Here is an 18,793-nt window from a genome sequence, read left to right as displayed (position 1 = left end):
CCGCCCCGGGCGGGGCCCCGCCGCCCGCGCGCCGTCACTCGCGCAGCAGGACCACCTCAAGCGTGCGCGGTCCGTGCACGCCCTCGACCCGGTCGAGCTCGATGTCGCTGGTCGCCGAGGGGCCCGAGATCCACGTCAGCGGGCGCGTCGGCACCAGCCGCGCCAGCGCCTGCGGCACGGAGTCCACGACCTGTTCGGGGACGCGCACCACGCACACGTGGTGGTCGGGCACCAGGGTGATGCGGCGCCTGCCCTGGTCGGGAGAGCCGTCGAGCACGAGCGTCCCGGTCTCGGCCACGGCCACGGCGCATCCGGTGACGACGCTGTCCACCGCGTCGAGACGGCGCGGCGTCAGATCCGCCGTGTCGGCGACGCGCGCGGCGTTCGTCGCGGCCAGCCACTCCTCCGGCAGGCCCGGCGGCACCACGACCGTCTGCGCGTCCCGCGCGGCCAGCAGCCGCGCCACGAGGCCCGGCAGCCCGGCCGCGTCGGCGCGGTGCACCACGGCCCGGTAGTCCGCCAGGTTCTCCGCCAGCAACTCCACGGCGTCGGCGGGGGAGTGGGTCGCCAGGTAGTCGCGCGGCACCGGGACGTCCTCGGGGCGCTCCCCGCGCGGCACGTCGGCGAGCGCCCGCCTGATGCGGCCCAGCACGAGATCGCGGCTGCTCACGCGCCCGCCTCCCGTCCACCGCCGGTGCGCTGCCACCAGTCGCGGAACGACTCGGCCGGCACCTCGGGCACCGCGCGCGTATCGGTCCAGGCCCGCCCCGGCCCCGGCAGCCGGTCGGGATGCAGCCGGCGCGTGCGCGCGGCCAGCCGCTGCCCGGCGCGCAGCACCCCGGGCCGGTCCAGTGCCCAGCGGGCCGCGCGCATGGCGGCCCGTTCCGCCGCGTGGCCCCTGGCCGGCTTCAGCCGCACCCGCTGCCCGCCCACCGAGGCGGGGCCGCCCTGCACCACCCGCTCCCGCAGGTGCACCAGCACCTCGGGGATGTCGATGGCCACCGGGCAGACCTCGTAGCAGGCGCCGCACAGCGACGACGCGTACGGCAGCGAGGCGTCCACCTCGCTCGCCGTGCCGCGCAGCTGCGGGGTGAGGATGGCGCCGATCGGCCCCGGGTAGGCCGAGCCGTACGCGTGGCCGCCGGCCCGCTCGTACACCGGGCACACGTTCAGGCAGGCCGAGCACCGGATGCAGCGCAGCGCCTGCCGCCCCACCGTGTCGGCCAGCGTGTCGGTGCGCCCGTTGTCCAGCAGCACCAGGTGGAACGCGCGCGGCCCGTCGGACTCGCCGGGGCCCGTCCACATCGACGTGTAGGGGTTCATCCGCTCGGCGGTCGAGGAACGCGGCAGCAGCTGGAGGTAGACCTCCAGGTCCCGCCACGTCGGCACGACCTTCTCGATGCCCACCACCGAGATCAGCGTCTCCGGCAGCGTCAGGCACATCCGCCCGTTGCCCTCCGACTCGACGACGACGAGCGTGCCCGTCTCCGCCACCAGGAAGTTCGCGCCCGAGATGCCGACCTTCGCGGTCAGGAACTTCTCCCGCAGGTGCAGCCGCGCCGCCTCCGCCAGCTCGGCCGGCCGGTCCGACAGGCCCTCGGGCGCCGGGCGGCCCCAGTCCGCCATGCGCTCCGCGAAGATGTCCCGGATCTCGCCCCGGTTGCGGTGGATGGCGGGCACGAGGATGTGCGAGGGCAGGTCGTCGCCCAACTGGACGATCAGCTCGGCCAGATCCGTCTCGTAGGCGCGGATGCCCGCCCCGGCGAGCGCCGCGTTGAGACCGATCTCCTGGGTGGCCATCGACTTGACCTTGACCACCTCGCGCTCGCCCGTCTCCCGGACCAGGCGCGTCACGATCCGGTTGGCCTCCCGCGCGTCGGCGGCCCAGTGCACGGTGCCGCCCGCGGCCGTCACCGCCTCCTCCGCCTGCGTCAGATAGGTGTCCAGGTGCCGCAGCGTGCGGTCCTTCACCGCCGCGCCCGCCGCCCGCAGCGCCGCCCAGTCGGGCAGCTCCGCCACCGCGGCGGCCCGCTTGCCGCGGATGGTGCGGGTGGCGTGCGTGAGGTTCGCGCGCAGCCGCCCGTCGGCGGTCGCCGTGGCCGCGGCCACGGGGAACGCGGGCATGCCCAGATACGTGCCGCTCACCACTGCTCCTCTCGCGTGCTTGCCAGGATCTCGGCCAGGTGCACCGGCCGCACCCGGGACCCGAGCCGGGACAGCGTGCCGCCGATGTGCATCAGGCAGGAGTTGTCCACCGTGCACACCGCGCCCGCGCCCGTGCCCTCGACGTGCCGTGCCTTGTCCGCGCCCATCGCCGCGGAGACCGCCGCGTTCTTCACTGCGAACGTCCCCCCGAACCCGCAGCACTCCTCGGCCCCGGGCAGCTCGACCAGGTCGAGACCCGCGACCGCTTCCAGCAGCCGCCGCGGCCGGTCGCCCAGACCCAGCATGCGCAGCCCGTGGCACGTGGGGTGGTAGGTCACCCGGTGCGGGTAGTAGGCGCCGACATCGGTCACGCCCAGCACGTCCACCAGGAACTCGGACAGCTCCAGCGTCCGCGGCACCACCGCGTCCGCCGCCCGCGCCAGCTCCTCGCCCCGCCCCTCGGCCGCCGCCTTCGCCCCGATCCGCGGGTAGTTGTCCCGCACCATCGCGGCGCACGAGCCCGAGGGCGTCACGATGTGGTCGAACCCCTCGAACGCCGCCGCGAACCGCCGCACCAGCGGCTCGGTCTCCCACCGGTACCCGGTGTTGAACTGCGGCTGCCCGCAGCACGACTGCGCCTGCGGGAACTCCACCTCCACGCCGAGCCGCCGCAGCAGGGACACCACGGCCTGCCCCGTTCGTGGGTACAGCGTGTCGTTGACGCACGTGACGAACAGCGCCACCCGCATGCCTCAGTCCTCTCCGCCGGTCAGCCGGGCCGCCGCCCGTTCCCAGACGGCCGTGTCACCCGAGGGCTCATGGTGCCGCAACGGCTGCGTCGCGCGCAGCAGACCGCGCGCGTGCGCGAGCCCGCCGGGCACCGCGCCCGCCGCCCCGGCCTGCACCATGACGTTCCCCAGCGCCGCGGCCTCCGCCGGGCCCGCCACCACGGGCAGCCCGCACGCGTCCGCCGTCAGTTGGCACAGCAACTCGTTGTGGGCGCCGCCGCCCACGATGTGCACCACGTCCACCGCCCGCCCCGACAGGCGCCGCGCGTCCGCCACCGCCGCCCGGTGGGCCAGGGCCAGCGAGTCGAGCACGCACCGCACGGTCTCGGCCGCGTCGCGCGGCTCGGGCTGGCCGGTGCGGCGGCAGGCCGCCGCGATCCGGTCCGGCATGCCGCCGGGCGCGATGAACCCCGGGTCGCCCGCGTCCACCACGGAACGCAGCGCCGGCGCCCGCGCCGCCTCGGCGAGCAGCGGGCCGAGCTCGTACGGCGTGCCGGCGGCGGCCCAGTGGCGCAGGCACTCCTGGAGCAGCCACAGGCCCATGATGTTGCGCAGGTACCTGACCGTGCCGTCGACGCCGAGTTCGTTGGTGAAGTTCGCGCGGCGGCTGTCCTCGCCGAGGACGGGAGCCGGCAGCTCCACGCCCGCCAGCGACCACGTCCCGGTCGCGATGTACGCGAACCGGTCCCCTTGCGCCGGCACCCCCGCGACGGCCGACGCGGTGTCGTGCGAGCCGACGGCCGTCACCGGCACCGGCCCGGTCAGCCCGGTCTCGGCCAGCACCTCGGGCAGCAGGGTGCCCGCCGGGTCGCCCGGCCGCCGCAGCGGGGCGAACAGCCCCAGGTCCACGCCCGCCGCCTCGGCCACGCGCGCGGACCAGTCGCCCGTGCGCGGATCGATCAGCTGCGTGGTCGAGGCGTTCGTCAGCTCCGTGCCCGCCTCGCCCGTCAGCCAGTAGGCGATCAGGTCGGGTATCAGCAGCAGCCGCCGCGCGGCGGCGAGACGCGGCCCGTCGCGCTCGGCGGCCAGCTGGTAGACCGTGTTGAACGGCAGGTGCTGGATGCCCGTGGCCGCGTACAGCTCCGCGGGCGGCAGCCGCCGCGCGACCCGTTCCGCCATGCCCTCGGTCCTGCCGTCCCGGTAGTGCACCGGGTTGCCGAGCAGCGCGCCCGACGCGTCGAGCAGACCGTAGTCGACCGCCCAGGAGTCGATGCCGACCCCCGCGAGCCTGCCCCCGGTCTCCCGCCCGGCCGCGCGCAGCCCAGCGAGCACCCCCCGGTACAGCCCCAGGATGTCCCAGTACAGGGTGCCGCCCACGCGCACCGGCTCGTTCGGGAACCGGTGCACCTCGCGCAGGGACAACGCGCCCTCGCCCACGGACGCCAGCATCACCCGCCCGCTCGACGCCCCGAGATCCACCGCGGCGAACGGCCGCGCGCCCGGCCCCCGGGACGCGCCGCGCGCGCCCCGGGGGCCGGCGTGCGGCACGGCCCCGCTGTCGTCGTTCACTTCCGCCACGCCGCCCACGCCTCAGCGCAGGAACGCCGCGGCCACCCCGGCGTCCACCGGAATGTGCAGCCCCGTCGTGTGGCTCAGATCGCCGCCGGTCAGCGCGAACACGGCGTTCGCCACGTGCTCGGGCAGCACCTCGCGCTTCAGCAGCGTCCGTTGCGCGTAGAACTCGCCCAGCTTCTCCTCCGGCACCCCGTAGACCGCGGCGCGCTTCGCGCCCCACCCGCCCGCGAAGATCCCCGAACCCCGCACGACGCCGTCCGGGTTGACGCCGTTGACGCGGATGCCCAGCTCGCCCAGTTCCGCCGCGAGCAGCCGCACCTGGTGCGCCTGGTCGGCCTTGGTCGCGCCGTAGGCGATGTTGTTCGGCCCGGCGAACACCCCGTTCTTCGAGGCGATGTAGATGATGTCGCCGCCCAGGCCCTGGTCCCGCATCACCCGGGCCGCCTCGCGCGACACCAGGAACGAACCGCGCGCCATGATGTCGTGCTGGAGGTCCCAGTCCCGCGCCGTCGTCTCAAGCAGCGGCTTGGACACGGAGATGCCCGCGTTGTTGACCACCAGGTCCACGCCGCCGAACGCCAGGACCGCGGACGCGAACGCCGCGCGGATCTGCTCCTCCGAGGTGACGTCGACCGTGACGGCCACCGCGCGGTCGGGGCCGCCGAGTTCACGCGCGACCTCGGCCGCGGCCTCGCCGTTCAGGTCCGCCACCACCACGCACGCGCCCTCGGCCGCCAGCCGCTGCGCCGTGGCCCGCCCGATGCCGGAGCCGGCACCGGTGATCAGCGCGACGCGCGTCGCCAGCGGCTTCGGCGGCGGCATCCGCCGCAGCTTGGCCTCCTCCAACTCCCAGTACTCGATGCGGAACTTCTCCGACTCCTCGATCGGCGCGTAGGAGGAGACGGCCTCGGCGCCGCGCATCACGTTGATGGCGTTGACGTAGAACTCGCCCGCCACGCGCGCCGTCTGCTTGTCCTTGCCGAAGGAGAACATGCCCACGCCGGGCACCAGCACGATCGCCGGGTCCGCGCCGCGCATCGCGGGCGAGGAGGCGTCGGCGTGCCGCTCGTAGTAGGCGCGGTACTCCTCGCGGTACTCCGCGTGCAGCTCCTTCAGCCGGGCCACCGCCTCCTCCAGCGGCGCGCCCGCCGGCAGGTCGAGGACCAGCGGGCGGACCTTGGTGCGCAGGAAGTGGTCCGGGCACGAGGTGCCGAGGCGCGCCAGGCGCGGGTGCTCGGCGGCGGCGAGGAAGTCGAGCACCACGTCGCTGTCCGTGAAGTGCCCCACCTGCGGCCGGTCGGCGCTGGCGATGGCGCGCACCACCGGCGCGAGCGCCGCGGCGCGCTCCCTGCGCTCGGCCTCGGGCAGCGCCTGGTAGCCGTCGAGGACCGGTCCGAACGGCTCCGGCCTGCCGCGCTCCGCGAGGAACTCCTCCGCCGTCCTGATGATGTGCAGCGAGTTGCGCTCGCACTCCTCGCTGGTCTCGCCCCACGCCGTGATGCCGTGCCCGCCCAGGACGCAGCCGATGGCCTGCGGATGGGCGCGCCGCACGGCGGCGATGTCGAGGCCGAGCTGGAAGCCGGGCCTGCGCCACGGCACCCACACGACCTGCTCGCCGAAGCACTCCTTCGTCAGTTCCTCGCCGTCGGCCGCGCAGGCCAGCGCGATCCCCGAGTCCGGGTGCAGGTGGTCCACGTGCGCGGCCTCGACCAGGCCGTGCATGGCCGTGTCGATCGACGGCGCCGCGCCGCCCTTGCCGTGCAGGCAGAAGTCGAACGCGGCGACCATCTCGTCCTCGCGCTCCACGCCCGGGTACACGTCCTTGAGGGCGCGCAGCCGGTCCAGGCGCAGGGCGGCCAGGCCCTCGGGCCTGAGCGTGCCCAGGTCGCCGCCCGAGCCCTTCACCCACATCAGCTCGACCTCGCCGCCCGTCACCGGGTCGGCGGCCGTGCCCTTGGCCGAGGTGTTGCCGCCCGCGTAGTTGGTGTTGCGCGGGTCGGCGCCCAGCCGGTGCGAGCGCGCCAGCAGGTCGGCGACCGCCGGGTGGTCGTTCGTCGTCATCGCTCTCAGGCTCCCCATCCGGCCTGCTGGCCGCCCTTGCGGTTCTCGGTGATCTGCTCGGCCCAGCCGGAGCGGTGGTACGCGGCGACGGGGTCGGGGTCCAGGCCCGACTCCTCGCGCAGTTCGGCCAGCAGGGGGCGCACGTCGGTGTTGTAGGCGTCCATCAGCACCGCGTTGGCGCCCAGGACGTCACCGGCCGACTGGGCGGCGGCCAGCGCGTCGCGGTCCACGAGCAGGGCCTTGGCCGTCGCCTCCTGGACGTTCATCACGGAGCGGATGATCGCCGGGATCTTCGGCTCGATGTTGTGGCACTGGTCCAGCATGAACGCGACCCCGGGACCGAAGCCGCCGCCGCCCACCACCTCGCACATGATGCGGAACAGCTGGAACGGGTCGGCGGCGCCGACCATCAGGTCGTCGTCGGCGTAGAAGCGCGAGTTGAAGTCGAAACCGCCGAGCTTCCCCTCGCGCAGCAGCAGCGCGACGATGAACTCGATGTTGGTGCCGGGCGCGTGGTGCCCGGTGTCGACGACGACCTGCGCCTTCTCGCCGAGCTTGAGGCAGTGCGCGTAGGCCGTTCCCCAGTCGGGCACGTCCGTGGTGTAGAACGCCGGTTCGAAGAACTTGTACTCAAGGAGCAGCCGTTGCCCCTCGCCCAGCCGCTCGTACACCGCGGCCAGCGCCTCGGCCAGGCGGTCCTGGCGGGCGCGGATGTCGTCCTGGCCCGGGTAGTTGGTGCCGTCGGCGAACCACAGCTTCAGGTCCTTGGACCCGGTGGCGTCCATGATGTCCACGCATTCGAGCAGGTGGTCGAGCGCCTTGCGCCGGACGGCCGCGTCGGGGTGGCAGACGCTGCCGAGCCGGTACTCGTCCTCCTGGAACACGTTCGCGTTGATCGCGCCGAGCCGCAGCCCGCGCTCCCGCGCGTGGCGGGCGAGCGCGGCGTAGTCGTCGACCCGGTCCCACGGGATGTGCAGGGCGACGACGGGGGCGACCCCGGTGTGCCGCTGGACCTGCGCCGCGTCGTCGAGCTTCTCCCAGGGGTCGCGGGGCACGCCCTGCTGGGCGAACACCTTGAACCGGGTGCCGGAGTTTCCGTAGGCCCACGAAGGGGTCTCTATGGCCTGCGAGGACAGGGCCGCCTTGACGGCGGATGGGGCGGTCATGCGATCAGGGCTCCCAAGGTGCTCAACGCCGCTATGAATCGTTTCACTATGCAGGAAGCTAAGAGCGCCCGGCAAATGCTGTCAAGGGAGCGGACGGCCTCCGCGGGGTCGCCGCCCGGCGCCCGGCACCGGCCTCGCGGATCTTGACTCGGCGCGAGCGGCGTGGCTAGTTTGCCCGCGAGCCGAATGAATCCTTTCAGAAGGGGTGAGGGCCGTGCAGCGCGTCTGTTTTCTGCTGAAGGTCCGGGCGGACCGCACCGAGGAGTACCGGGCCAGGCACGCCGAGGTGTGGCCCGAGATGTGCCAGGCGCTCTCGGAGTCCGGCTGGCACAACTACTCGCTGTTCCTGCGCGAGGACGGCCTGCTCGTCGGCTACCTGGAGACCGAGGACTTCGAGGCGGCGAAGGCCGCCATGGACGCCACCGACGTGAACGCGCGCTGGCAGGCCGAGATGGGCCAGTTCTTCGAAGCACTCGACGGCGCGCGCCCCGACGAGGCCATGCGCCCCCTGACCGAGGTCTTCCACCTCGCCTGAAGCCCACCGGGTTGGGCACGGCCGCCGCCCATCCCGCGCATACGATGGCCGGCGGTGGGAGCGCTCACGAGACGAACGGGGCACGGACATGGCACACACGGTCGGGATCAAAGAGGTGGCCAGGCAGGCCGGGGTCTCGGTGGGCACCGTGTCCAACGTCATCAACCGCCCCCACATGGTCGCCGAGGAGACCAGGCAGCGCGTCCAGCAGGCCATCGCGGAACTGGGCTACGTCCGCAGCGAGTCCGCCCGCCAACTGCGCGCCGGGCAGAGCCGGATCATCGCACTGCTCGTGCTCGACATGGCCAACCCCTTCTTCGTGGACGTCGCCTCGGGCGCGGAACGCGTCGCCCGCTCCTCAAACCTGGGCGTCATGCTGTGCAACAGCGCGCAGAGCACATCGGAGGAGAGCGACTACCTCTCCCTGTTCGCCGAGCAGCGGGTGCGCGGCGTGCTGGTCACCCCGGCCGACATGTCGGGCCGCAACCTGGCCGATTTCCGGCGGCACGGCATCCCGTTCGTGTTCGTCGACCGCGTCCTGCCCAGCGCCGAGGGCTGCTCCGTCTCGGTCAACGACGTACTCGGCGGCACCCTGGCGGTGCGTCACCTGCTGGAGCAGGGGCACACCTCGATCGCCTACGTGAGCGGTCCGATGTCCCTTCAGCAGTGCCAGGACCGCAAGGAGGGCGCGGTCGCCGCGCTCGCCGAGGCCGGTCTCGGCGAGGGCGAACTGCGCCACGTGGAGGCCGACCGGCTCGACGTGGCCTCGGGCCGCGACGCGGGCGCCCGCCTGCTCGGCATGTCGCCCCGCCCCTCCGCCGTGTTCTGTGCGAACGACCTGCTGGCGCTCGGCGTGCTCCAGGCCCTGTTCGCCGCGGGCGTCTCCGTGCCCGACGACATGGCGCTCGTGGGCTACGACGACATCGAGTTCGCCGCGGCGGCCGCCGTGCCGCTCACCTCCGTGCGCCAGCCCGCGGTGCGGATGGGCAGGCAGGCGGCGGAACTGCTCCTTGAGGAGACGGGCGAGGACGCCGGCCTGCACCGCCACCAGCGCATCGTGCTCGACCCGGAACTGATCGTCCGCCCCTCCAGCCTCGCCGTCCGCCCCTGAACGCGCCCGCCCCGTACCGTGTCCGCATGAGCGACTCCTTCCGCACCACCGTCCTGCACGTCACGACCGGCTCCTCGGAAACCGTCACCGACCTCACTCGCGACTGCGAGTCGTTCCTCGCGGAACAGGCCCGCGGCGCCGACGGCCTCCTCAACGTCTTCGTCCCCCACGCCACCGCGGGCGTGGCCATCCTGGAGACCGGCGCGGGCAGCGACGACGACCTGCTCGCGGCGCTGCGCGACCTCCTCCCCGCCGACGACCGCTGGCGCCACCGCCACGGCTCCCGCGGGCACGGCCGCGACCACGTCCTGCCCGCCCTGATCGCCCCGCACGCCACCCTCCCGGTGATCTCCGGCCGCCTCCAACTGGGCACCTGGCAATCGGTCTGCCTGGTGGACACCAACGGCGACAACGCGGAGCGGCAGGTGCGGCTCAGCTTCCTGGGCGGCGTCGGCGAGGCCTGACTGTACGGGGTACGTCCGGCCGCACCAACTGCAAGGGGCCATGGTGGGAGGCCGTACGGTACTCACGCTCTCCCGGCTCCGCCGCCGATGTGCGGTCGTGGTGCGGCCCTGCTGTCCCTGGGAGATACAGCCCACCCGGCTGACGGACCACCGGCCCGACTCCTTGGCGGGCGAAGTGGGCCACTGGGCTCAGTAGTCCGCCGGAGACGATGCGTCCCAAGCGGTAGCGGAGCCTCTGGGCGAGATCCGCTGCAGGAGTGCCCTGTGCATGGAAAGATCCTCTGATCAACCATGAGCGCGAGAGGGCTGCGTGCCACTTGCCGCACCGGGAGGGGAGCCCGAGATGACCCTGCTGCCAGTGAGCCCGAAGTGGCCCATGCTGCCCGAGTATTTCCACGACTGGGCGCTGGTGGACGTGGAGACTTCTGGGCTGAGGCCCGGCCGGGATCGCGTCCTGTCCCTCGCGGTCGTCACGCTGGACGGACACGGCCGGCGGACCGGCGAGTTCTCCACGCTTCTCAACCCGGGCTGCGACCCGGGGCCTGTGCATGTTCATGGGCTCACCCGCGCGGGCCTGGCAGGCGCACCCACCTTCGAGGAGATCGCGCCGCAGGTTGGTGCGCTGCTGAGCGGTCGCGTCTTTGTCGCCCATAACGCGCAGTTCGACTACGACTTCCTGGCCCACGAGTTCGCCCGGGTCCGCTCGTGGGTGCCCGTGAGCAGACGTCTGTGCACCCTGGCTCTCAACAGGCTGATCGCGCCCGCGACGCCGGATCTCAAGCTGGGGACGCTTGCCGCGCACTACGGCGTGCGTCAGGAGCGGGCCCACGACGCGCAGGACGACGTCCGGGTGCTCACAGGGATTCTGCAGGGCTCGCTGGACGCCGCGGGACGTCTGGGCTTGGCCCTTCCGCTCCTGGCCTGCCCGCCGCGCCAGGACTACAAGCCCTTCGTCCCGAAGACCCCGTGTCCGTACCGGAACCCCGGCCGGTTGGAGACGGGTGGGCCTCTGGTGCAGGGGATGAAGGTCGCCGTCACCGGGGAGACCCGGATGCCTCGCGAGGAACTGGTCGCCCGCTCGGTGGCGGCCGGCCTCAACATGATGACTTCGGTCAGTGGACAGACCAGCCTCCTGGTCACCAATGGTTTTGGTGACGGGACCGCCAAACTACGCCGGGCCGTTGCCGAAGGCGTTCCCCTGGTGGACGAGCGGACCTATCTGCGGTTGCTGGACGAGGTGCGGTCCGGTCAGGCCAAGGGTGTGGCCCGAGCCGGAGTCGCCGGCCGACGTCGTGCCGCGGAGACGCCGGGGGAGGCGGCGGCCGCGCCTCGTACGCCTACGCCCGCATTGCCCGCGCAGCGCACCGCCGCACCGGTCGCACGCACCGGTCCCGCCAGGGCGGACGGACCGCTCGCCGGGCGCCGCGTGCTGGTGCTGGGTGGCACCCATGAGGAAGCCGGGGCGGCGCGCGTCCGAGTCGTCGAGCTCGGCGCCTCCGCGGCGGTCAACCTCTCGGCGAGGGTCACCGACATCGTGCTGCTCCCCGGCGGGGAATTGGACCGTCGCATGAGCCGCATCACCTCGCTCGGCATGCCCGTCCACGGCGCCGACTGGCTCCTCGCGCTCACCACGGCCCCTGTCCCCGAGCTCGATTCTGTGCAGCAGGACCCGGCCGCCGAGTCGCGGGACACGGCGGAAGTCCTGGTCCGGGGAGCGGTTGTCGACCTGCCTGAGACCGGCGCGGCGTGGACGGTGGCGGCCACATGGGGGCAGCTCACCGCATGCGACGTCGATGTCGTCGCCTTCCTGCTGGACGCGCAAGAGCAGGTCGCGGGAGACGAGGACTTCGTCTTCTACGGAGCGCCCGAACACCCTGATGGGACGGTGCGGCTCGCCACGGACGGTCCGACGGAGCAAGCCGTCGGCGTCGACCTGGAGCGGCTGCCCCTGGAGGTGACCAGGGTCGTGGTCGCGGCGGCGATCGACGGCGACGTCACATTCTCAGACGTGGGCGCGGTGGAGGTCGTCGTCACCCGCGGGATCGGCGAGGCCCCGACGGCACGGGCCACCCTCGATGCCGCCACCACCGAGCGCACCATGATCCTCGCCGAGGTCTACCGTCGGGGCGAGGGGTGGCGGCTGCGGGCGGTCGGGCAGGGATACGACCATGGTCTCGCCGACCTCTCCCGGTCCTACGGCGTCGACGTCGCCGAATGACTGCGCAGCAGGACCGAAATTGATGGGGTCGGGCGGAGCGTTGGTACTCCAGCAGCGGTTCGTTTCCTGAGCTGGCTCTTCGCCGGTAGTGACAGCGCCGGGCTGTGGCTTGTCGGCGGCGTCGCCAGTGGGACCTGCTCAGTGCGTGATCTCGAGGGTCGTGCGGCGTTCGGCGGTCGGGCAGGAGATGGTCCAGCAGTCTGCGGATCTCTGCCCCGGTGAGTGAGGTGATGTTGCTGGTGGGATCGTTTCTGTACCCCCCTTTGCCGTCTCGTCGGCTGCGAGGTCGGCGAGGAAGGCGTGGGCGAGCATGGCGAGGGTGATGTGCCGGTACCACCAGCGGCATCCCCCGCATCTGCCCAGCTCGGGGCAACCGGTGGCCCTGCGCGTGCGGCGCTTCCTCGCTGCTTGCTGAGTGGGCCGAGGCGCCAGTCGGAGCGGTCCTCGCAGGGGCGACGATGGTGGTGACCAAGCGCTACGACTCCTGATCGGGCGCCCGGCAAGGGGCTCGTGATGTCAGCGCGTCGGACCAGCCATGCGCCGACTTCTGCATGCCTCGCTCGTGTTCCAGCCTGCCGTGGGCATCCCGGAAGGGGATGACCACTGCACCAGACTGTGTGCGTGGCCGTCCGGACAGGCTGGGGTTGTCCTCACGGAGGTTGGCGGACACCAACGGCGACCAACGCGGAGCGGCAGGTGCGGCTCGGCTTCCTCGCCTGATCCAGCGGTCCGCCCAGGTACGGCGGCCCAGGCTCCGTACCCCGCGTGGTACCCCGCGTGCGCTCGCGCGTCGTCGCCGCCCAGGTCGGCGGCATCGGGGCGGCGCGCCTCGGCCCGCTCGACCTCTTCGGCGCCCCCTGTCCCCGCCGGATCCGCGCCGTCCGGCAGGGCGGACGCCCGGGACGGGGCGGGGCTTCGGCGCCCCGACATGGCGCGCCCGGTGGGCAGTTGCCCGGTGGGGAGATGTCTCGGCCCACCCATGCGGCGCGCGGAGCCTCGCATGTCCGGGTGCGTGGGCGGGAAGCGTTGGCCTTGATGTCACATTCGGCAATAACGTAAAGGGAGAGCATGACTGCTCGCTTCCGCCACCGTCTCAAGGCAGCCCTGGCCCTCGCCGCCGCGACCATCGGCATTCTGGCATCCGCCCCCGCCGCGACCGCTGCCCCCGGCTCCGAGCTCTCCACCCGCATCGTCGGCGGCACGCCCGCGACCACCGACGACCACCCCTACGTCATGCAGATCACCGGCACCGGCTCCGTCTATGTCCCGTTCTGCGGCGGCGCCCTGGTCGCGCCCACGAAGGTCGTCACGGCCGCCCACTGCGTCAGAGACCGGACACCCGCGCAGATCAACGTCATGGGAGACCGCACCGAGCGAATGGGCAGCGGCACGCTGAGGGCGGTGGCCGACATCTGGGTGCACCCGGACGACAACGGGACGACGAAGGTCGGCGACATCGCGGTGCTCACCCTCGCCGAGGAAATGCCGTACGCGACCATCCCGTTCGCAGGACCGGACGACGCCGACCTCTACACCTCCGGCACGATGGCCCAGGTCTTCGGCTGGGGCTTCCTCTCGGAGAACGGCACGGTTCCCTCGCAGTTGATGAAGGCCGAGGTCCCGGTCGTCTCCGACGCGGACTGCGAGGCGGCCTACGCCACGTACCGGATCCAGGTCGACGGCACGGCCATGGTGTGCGCCGGCTATCCCGAGGGCGGCGTGGACGCCTGCCGGAGCGACAGCGGCGGGCCGCTGGTCGCCGAGGGCGTGCTGATCGGCGTCGTCTCCTGGGGCAACGGCTGTGCCCGGCCCGGCTACTACGGCGTCTACAGCGACGTACTCGCCTACAGCGCCGACGTTGCCGCGCAGATAGCGGCCTGAGGGACCCCGCGGCACCGTCCGGGGAGCGCGCGCACCGCGGCTCCCGGGACGGGTCCCGAATGCCCAACGGCCGGGCCCGCACGTCCGCGGACCCGGCCGGTGCGGTGCGGTCGGGGTTCCGGCTCAAGCCGTGAGCGGAACGCCGCGAGTGGGGCTTGCGCCGCATCGGGAGGTACTGGCCTGCGCGGCAACCTCTCGCGCGGAACAGGCACATCCGGGGCGATCCCCCGAGGACTCCCGGCCCCTCCTCAGCGACGACGAGCCGGTAGTCGCCGAGGCGGATCATTCAGGCGGCGTACCGCTGCTGGAAGGACGCCCCGGTCCGGGACGGCGCGGCCACGGCCACCGAGCCGGCGGCGGGCGGGTGTCTCCTTCCGCACCGAGGTGAAGGACCACGGGCGACACCGCCCCCGGACCGTCAACGACGCCTGCCGCACCACCTGACGGCCGGCCGGTCCACCGGACCACGTCCGGCCGGGGCCCGCCCCCGCTCGGGGGAGCGGGCCCCTCGCGTCCCACCGGAATACCCCATTCCCGTGTGCACCGCGCCGCCGCCGGACAGAACTCACGGGACAGCACCGCCGATGAAGCAACACCACCCTGGAGGGGAAGAGTTGAGACGCTTACGCAGGGGCCACTGGGTGACCGCCACGGTCGCCGCGGCGGCCCTGGCGGCCGGCTGGACAACACCGGCCACCGCACAGGAGGGGGAGTCCCGCGCGCCCGGCGCGCGGGCCGGGGAGCACGCACCGGTCACCCTGATCACCGGTGACCAGGTGCTCTTCGAGACCGACGGAACCTTCGCGGGCATCGCCGCCGCACCCGGCCGGGAGTCGGTGGTGACCCGCACCGCCACCCTCGGCGGGGACACCTACGTCCTGCCGCGCGACGTGATGCCGCTGATCGCCGACGGCACACTGGACCGCGAGCTGTTCAACGTCAGCGAGCTGAGCCGCGCCGAGTACCGCGCGCTGGACGGCCTGCCGCTGATCGTCACCTACGAAGGGGAGCGGGACCGCGTCCGCGCCCTGGACGCCGCCGCCGACAGGACCGTGCTTGAGGCCGTCAACGGCGAGGCGCTGACCGTCGCCGCCGACGAGGCCCCCGCGTTCTGGAACGCGCTCACCGACCCGCGGGACCGCGGCACGCTGGCCGCCGTGCGGGGAGTCGCCACCGTCTCGCTGGACGGCCTGGTCACCAAGTCGCTCGCCGACAGCGTGCCGCAGGTCGGCGCGCCCGAGGCGTGGGAGGCCGGCTACGACGGCACCGGCACCACCATCGCCGTTCTCGACACCGGCATCGACGCCACCCACCCGGACCTGGACGGCCAGGTCGTCGCCGCGCGGAACTTCTCCGGCTCCGACTCGGCCGAGGACCGCGACGGCCACGGCACCCACGTCGCCTCCACCGCCGCGGGCGGCGGCGCCGCCCCGGGCGTGGCGCCCGGCGCCTCGCTGCTCAACGGCAAGGTGCTGGACGACACCGGCTTCGGCCGGGAGTCGGACATCATCGAGGCCATGCAGTGGGCCGTCGATTCCGGCGCCGACATCGTCAACATGAGCCTCGGCACCGACGACGGCCCCGGCATCGACCCGATGGAGGAGGCCGTCAACACCCTCTCCGCGCAGAGCGACACGCTGTTCGTCATCGCCGCGGGCAACAGCGGCCCGCATGCCGGCACCGTGGGGTCCCCCGGCAGCGCCGCCGCCGCGCTCACCGTGGGCGCGGTGGACAAGTCCGGCGCGCTGGCCGACTTCTCCTCGGTCGGCCCGGTCATCGGGAACGCCGCCCTCAAGCCCGATGTGACGGCGCCCGGCGTGGACATCCGCGCGGCTGTCCCCGGCGGCGGCTACGCGACGCTCTCCGGCACCTCGATGGCCACCCCGCACGTGGCGGGTGCCGCCGCGCTGCTCGCCCAGGCCCACCCGGACTGGACCGGCGAACGGATCAAGGCCGCGCTGACCGGATCCGCCCGGCCCGCCGCCGGCCTCACCGCGTTCCAGCAGGGCACCGGCCTGATCGACGTGCCCGCCGCCCTCACCCAGACCGTCACCGCCGAGCCGCTGAGCCTCGGCACGGTGACCTGGCCGCACGAGGAGGCGGAGCCGGTCACCGGGGACCTCACCTACACCAACCACGGCGACACCGACGTCACCCTCCGGCTGACCGCCACCGGAAGCGGCCCGGACGGATCCCCGGCCCCCGAGGGGATGTTCACCCTCGGCGCCACCGAGATCACGGTGCCCGCGCACGGCACCGCCACCGTCCCGGTCACCGCCGACACCACCCCCGGCGGCGAACTGTACGGCGGATACAGCCTGTTGATCACCGGGACCGGTGACGGAGCGGAGCGCGTTCCCGCGGTCGCCGGCATCCTCCGCGAGGGCGAGACGGCCGAGCTGACCGTCGAGGCCACCGGCCGGGACGGCGCCCCCGCCGGCAACTGGTACAGCTGGCTGCTGGACCTGGAGACCCAGGACATGTACCTCCTGGACGCCTCCTCGCCCACCCTGCGACTGCCGGTCGGCGACTACGTCCTCGACACCACCGTGGAGTTCTTCCAGCCGGGCGCCGATGTGCCCACCGGCATCGACTGGCTGGTGCAGCCGCATCTGTCGCTCACCGAGGACACCACCGTCGCCGCCGACGCCGCCGACGCCGAGCCGCTGGACGTCACGGCGCCCGCCTCGGCGGGCGAGGGCATGACGCTGCTCACCGACGTGGAGCTGATCGGCCCGGACGGATGGCCCATCACCATCGGCACCGGCGGAGCTCTCCCCGACGGCGTGGAGACCGGCCAGGTGGGGGACCCGGCCGAGGGCTGGGAGATCAACGGCTACGTGTCCGCCTCGTGGGCCCGCCCGGGCGTCGAGTACCACACGGCGATCGAGCAGCGGGGGTCGTTCCCCACCGGGCTGACGCACCGCACGACGCAGTCCGACTACGCGCGGATCCTCACCCACGCGGGAGCGTCGGTGCCGGGCGTCAGCGGCTCCCTCTACACCTTCCCTGACCTGCCGACGGCCTTCGTGGCCCCCCAGCATGAATTGCCGTACCGTGCCGAGGTGTTCGTGGACGCGGACCTCGACTGGTCCCAGTTCCTCTTCCAGGACGGGTCCAGCCACCAGTCCGCATTCCGTGCCTATCAGGCCGGCCGCAGCTACCAGCAGAAGCTGGGCATCGGGGTGATCGGCCCGTCCTTCGCCGCCCTGGAGCGCTCGGGCAACACGATCTACGGCTGGACCGCCCCGTTCACCGACGGCGCGGGCAACTGGGGCTTCAGCGAGTACGACAGCGCGGGCACCACGCTCTACCGGAACGGTGAGCCCTACGCCGAGGCGGCGGACATCCTGGACGTCGTGGAGTTCGAGGTGCCGGCGGACGAGGCGGAGTACGAGCTGGTGACCACCTTCAGCCGCGGCGCGCCGGTGGCGTCCGTGAGCACGGAGGTCACGTCCTCGTTCACCTTCACCTCCTCGGGGGCGGGCGAGGAGGAATGGCAGGAGCTGCCCGCGTCGGCGGTCCGCTTCGCGCCGAACCTGACCTCCTCAAGCACCTCGCCGGCCGGCCGCACGGTCGGCGTGCCGGTCACCGTCGAGGGCACCGGCGGCGCGCTGGCGCTTGAGGTCTCCACCGACGGCGGCGCCACCTGGCGCGATCTCCCCGTCACCGGCGGGATCGCCCGCGTGACCAACCCGGCGGCGGGCGGCAGCGTGTCGTTCCGCGCCGAGGTCACCGACCCGGCGGGCAATGTCACCACCCAGACCATCATCGACGCCTACCGCACGGCCTGACAGCCGCAGGTTGGGCCGGTCCTCTCGGGCCGCTTCGCGCGTCAGCCGAAGCGGCCCGAGAGGCCGTCCTCGGCGGCCAGGACGGACGGGTCGGAGAAGATCCTCTCGGCGCCGCCCGCCTCGATCAGCCGGCCCGGCTCGCCGATCGCGGCGAGGTCGCGGAACGCGGCGCGGTCCGGGACCCGGGCCGCCTGCCGCAGCTGTGGGCCACGATGACGATCGTGCAGTGGGCCTTCATCCTGCCGATCAGGCCCTCGATCGCACCGCGGCGATCGGCTGGGGGACGGCGTAGAGGCAGGCGCTCGCGAGGAGTCTGTCCCCACGGTCTCCCCTCCCCTGCTCCACTCCGCTGCCTGAGACCTGCGGAGTCCCACCCCATGACCGAGCGCGCCGCAGAGCCCAGTGGCCCCCTCATTCCCATGCCGGAAAAGACCCCCGCTGCGCTCCGCGTCGCTGTCGGACGCCTCGCCCCTGGAACCCTCACAACATTCGACCAGCACTGGGACGAGGCGATGCGCCAAGCCCGCGACGCGTACACCCGCACTCCGCCCCGCGCCTTCGTCGAGCACTGGTGGGCATGGGTCGGAGTCGCCCGTCACCCGCATCGCCCGGCCCGCTTCCGTGAGTGCGAGCGCATCGTCAGCGAGTCGGACGACCGCGCCGAACGCCGCGCCGCCGCGGCCGAGTTGGCGGCCATCCTCGCCGAGGCCGCCGCCGCGTGAGCGACTGGACCCGGGAGTACGAACCTGACGCCGAGAACGTTGCCGGCGGCCTGGAAGCGGCCCAGCGGTTGGAGGTCGAGGCGCTTGCACAGCGGATCGCCGATGCCGTGGGGGTCCGTCGCATCGGTAAGCCTTTCACTATCACCGAGTCGGCGTCCGGCGTCCGGACGTTCGCTGAGGGCGGCGTGATGGTCTGGTATCAGGAGGACTACCGCGACGACGTTGTCCTGGTTCTTCGGGTACAGCATTTCGGAGTGCGGCATTCCGACTCCTGACCCGCACCGAGCGAGGCTTCCGTGCGGGCCATCGCCTGCCCCGCCGGGCTGTCCGCCGGCGACCGTAGAAGCGGCTGAGCAGGGCACCTGACCCACCGAGCCGGCCGCGGCCGGGTGA

The 18,793-nt window shown here is 73.2% G+C and carries 14 protein-coding genes and 2 pseudogenes; 8 read left to right on the top strand and 8 right to left on the bottom strand.

The window, feature by feature from the left end; all coding sequences use genetic code 11:
• Nucleotides 1-34: 34 nt before the first annotated feature.
• From LC193_RS00900 to rhaI, 6 genes are read right to left on the bottom strand one after another with little or no spacing between them, the layout of a single operon-like run.
• Entirely contained in the window at nucleotides 35-670 is a 636-nt protein-coding gene (locus LC193_RS00900) for a LutC/YkgG family protein (protein ID WP_226070333.1), read from the bottom strand.
• On the bottom strand, nucleotides 667-2,145 hold the full coding sequence (locus tag LC193_RS00895; protein ID WP_226070331.1) for a lactate utilization protein B: 1,479 nt from the start codon (nucleotides 2,143-2,145) through the stop codon (nucleotides 667-669). Before LC193_RS00895 ends, LC193_RS00900 begins: the two co-directional genes overlap by 4 nt.
• Nucleotides 2,142-2,894 (bottom strand): (Fe-S)-binding protein, encoded by a 753-nt coding sequence (locus LC193_RS00890; RefSeq protein WP_226070329.1) that lies wholly within the window; start codon nucleotides 2,892-2,894, stop codon nucleotides 2,142-2,144. Before LC193_RS00890 ends, LC193_RS00895 begins: the two co-directional genes overlap by 4 nt.
• A gap of 3 nt (nucleotides 2,895-2,897) precedes the next feature.
• Entirely contained in the window at nucleotides 2,898-4,421 is a 1,524-nt protein-coding gene (locus LC193_RS00885) for a rhamnulokinase (protein WP_264086288.1), read from the bottom strand.
• 42 nt (nucleotides 4,422-4,463) lie between these two features.
• Entirely contained in the window at nucleotides 4,464-6,509 is a 2,046-nt protein-coding gene (locus LC193_RS00880; RefSeq protein WP_226070319.1) for a bifunctional aldolase/short-chain dehydrogenase, read from the bottom strand.
• A gap of 5 nt (nucleotides 6,510-6,514) precedes the next feature.
• Nucleotides 6,515-7,675, bottom strand: coding sequence for an L-rhamnose isomerase (rhaI, locus tag LC193_RS00875; RefSeq protein WP_226070317.1), 1,161 nt, complete (start codon nucleotides 7,673-7,675; stop codon nucleotides 6,515-6,517).
• A gap of 214 nt (nucleotides 7,676-7,889) precedes the next feature.
• Between rhaI and LC193_RS00870 the strand changes: the two genes are divergently transcribed.
• From LC193_RS00870 to LC193_RS00855, 4 genes are all read left to right on the top strand, one after another.
• On the top strand, nucleotides 7,890-8,210 hold the full coding sequence (locus LC193_RS00870; RefSeq protein ID WP_226070314.1) for an L-rhamnose mutarotase: 321 nt from the start codon (nucleotides 7,890-7,892) through the stop codon (nucleotides 8,208-8,210).
• 88 nt (nucleotides 8,211-8,298) lie between these two features.
• The gene (locus LC193_RS00865; RefSeq protein ID WP_226070312.1) at nucleotides 8,299-9,321 is read left to right on the top strand and encodes a LacI family DNA-binding transcriptional regulator; all 1,023 of its coding nucleotides are present in this window, start codon (nucleotides 8,299-8,301) and stop codon (nucleotides 9,319-9,321) included.
• A 26-nt stretch (nucleotides 9,322-9,347) separates the two neighbouring features.
• The gene (locus tag LC193_RS00860) at nucleotides 9,348-9,785 is read left to right on the top strand and encodes a secondary thiamine-phosphate synthase enzyme YjbQ (protein WP_226070310.1); all 438 of its coding nucleotides are present in this window, start codon (nucleotides 9,348-9,350) and stop codon (nucleotides 9,783-9,785) included.
• A gap of 343 nt (nucleotides 9,786-10,128) precedes the next feature.
• Nucleotides 10,129-12,003 carry a TerD family protein gene (locus tag LC193_RS00855; RefSeq protein ID WP_226070308.1) on the top strand — a complete coding sequence of 625 codons (1,875 nt, stop codon included), beginning with the start codon at nucleotides 10,129-10,131 and terminating at the stop codon, nucleotides 12,001-12,003.
• Nucleotides 12,004-12,141: 138 nt separating this feature from the next.
• On the opposite strand, the pseudogene LC193_RS00850 reads toward LC193_RS00855, so the two are convergent.
• Nucleotides 12,142-12,339, bottom strand: a pseudogene (locus tag LC193_RS00850) (IS701 family transposase); the annotation flags it as partial.
• A gap of 732 nt (nucleotides 12,340-13,071) precedes the next feature.
• Here LC193_RS00850 and LC193_RS00845 point away from each other — a divergent pair.
• A complete protein-coding gene (locus LC193_RS00845) occupies nucleotides 13,072-13,884 on the top strand; it encodes a S1 family peptidase (protein ID WP_226070305.1) in 813 nt (270 codons plus the stop codon).
• 641 nt (nucleotides 13,885-14,525) lie between these two features.
• Nucleotides 14,526-17,678 carry a S8 family peptidase gene (locus tag LC193_RS00840; protein ID WP_226070302.1) on the top strand — a complete coding sequence of 1,051 codons (3,153 nt, stop codon included), beginning with the start codon at nucleotides 14,526-14,528 and terminating at the stop codon, nucleotides 17,676-17,678.
• Nucleotides 17,679-17,719: 41 nt separating this feature from the next.
• On the opposite strand, the pseudogene pstB reads toward LC193_RS00840, so the two are convergent.
• Nucleotides 17,720-17,940, bottom strand: a pseudogene (gene pstB / locus LC193_RS00835) (phosphate ABC transporter ATP-binding protein); the annotation flags it as partial.
• 115 nt (nucleotides 17,941-18,055) lie between these two features.
• Here pstB and LC193_RS00830 point away from each other — a divergent pair.
• Nucleotides 18,056-18,400, top strand: coding sequence for a DUF6247 family protein (locus LC193_RS00830; RefSeq protein WP_226070300.1), 345 nt, complete (start codon nucleotides 18,056-18,058; stop codon nucleotides 18,398-18,400).
• Complete coding sequence (locus tag LC193_RS00825; protein ID WP_226070298.1) at nucleotides 18,397-18,675, top strand: hypothetical protein; 279 nt, start codon at nucleotides 18,397-18,399, stop codon at nucleotides 18,673-18,675. Before LC193_RS00830 ends, LC193_RS00825 begins: the two co-directional genes overlap by 4 nt.
• The last annotated feature ends 118 nt before the right edge of the window (nucleotides 18,676-18,793 follow it).

The sequence above is a fragment of the Streptomyces marincola genome (assembly GCF_020410765.1).
GTDB classification, from domain to species: Bacteria; Actinomycetota; Actinomycetes; order Streptomycetales; family Streptomycetaceae; genus Streptomyces; species Streptomyces marincola.
This window is presented reverse-complemented; position numbering and strand designations above follow the sequence as displayed.

Bases quoted from the DNA above. Each gene is read 5' to 3' on its own strand.
- LC193_RS00890 (WP_226070329.1), bottom strand. From the start codon at position 2,894: ATGCGGGTGGCGCTGTTCGTCACGTGCGTCAACGACACGCTGTACCCA.
- LC193_RS00880 (WP_226070319.1), bottom strand. From the start codon at position 6,509: ATGACGACGAACGACCACCCGGCGGTCGCCGACCTGCTGGCGCGCTCG.
- rhaI (WP_226070317.1), bottom strand. From the start codon at position 7,675: ATGACCGCCCCATCCGCCGTCAAGGCGGCCCTGTCCTCGCAGGCCATA.
- LC193_RS00865 (WP_226070312.1), top strand. From the start codon at position 8,299: ATGGCACACACGGTCGGGATCAAAGAGGTGGCCAGGCAGGCCGGGGTC.
- LC193_RS00860 (WP_226070310.1), top strand. From the start codon at position 9,348: ATGAGCGACTCCTTCCGCACCACCGTCCTGCACGTCACGACCGGCTCC.
- LC193_RS00855 (WP_226070308.1), top strand. From the start codon at position 10,129: ATGACCCTGCTGCCAGTGAGCCCGAAGTGGCCCATGCTGCCCGAGTAT.
- LC193_RS00845 (WP_226070305.1), top strand. From the start codon at position 13,072: ATGACTGCTCGCTTCCGCCACCGTCTCAAGGCAGCCCTGGCCCTCGCC.
- LC193_RS00830 (WP_226070300.1), top strand. From the start codon at position 18,056: ATGACCGAGCGCGCCGCAGAGCCCAGTGGCCCCCTCATTCCCATGCCG.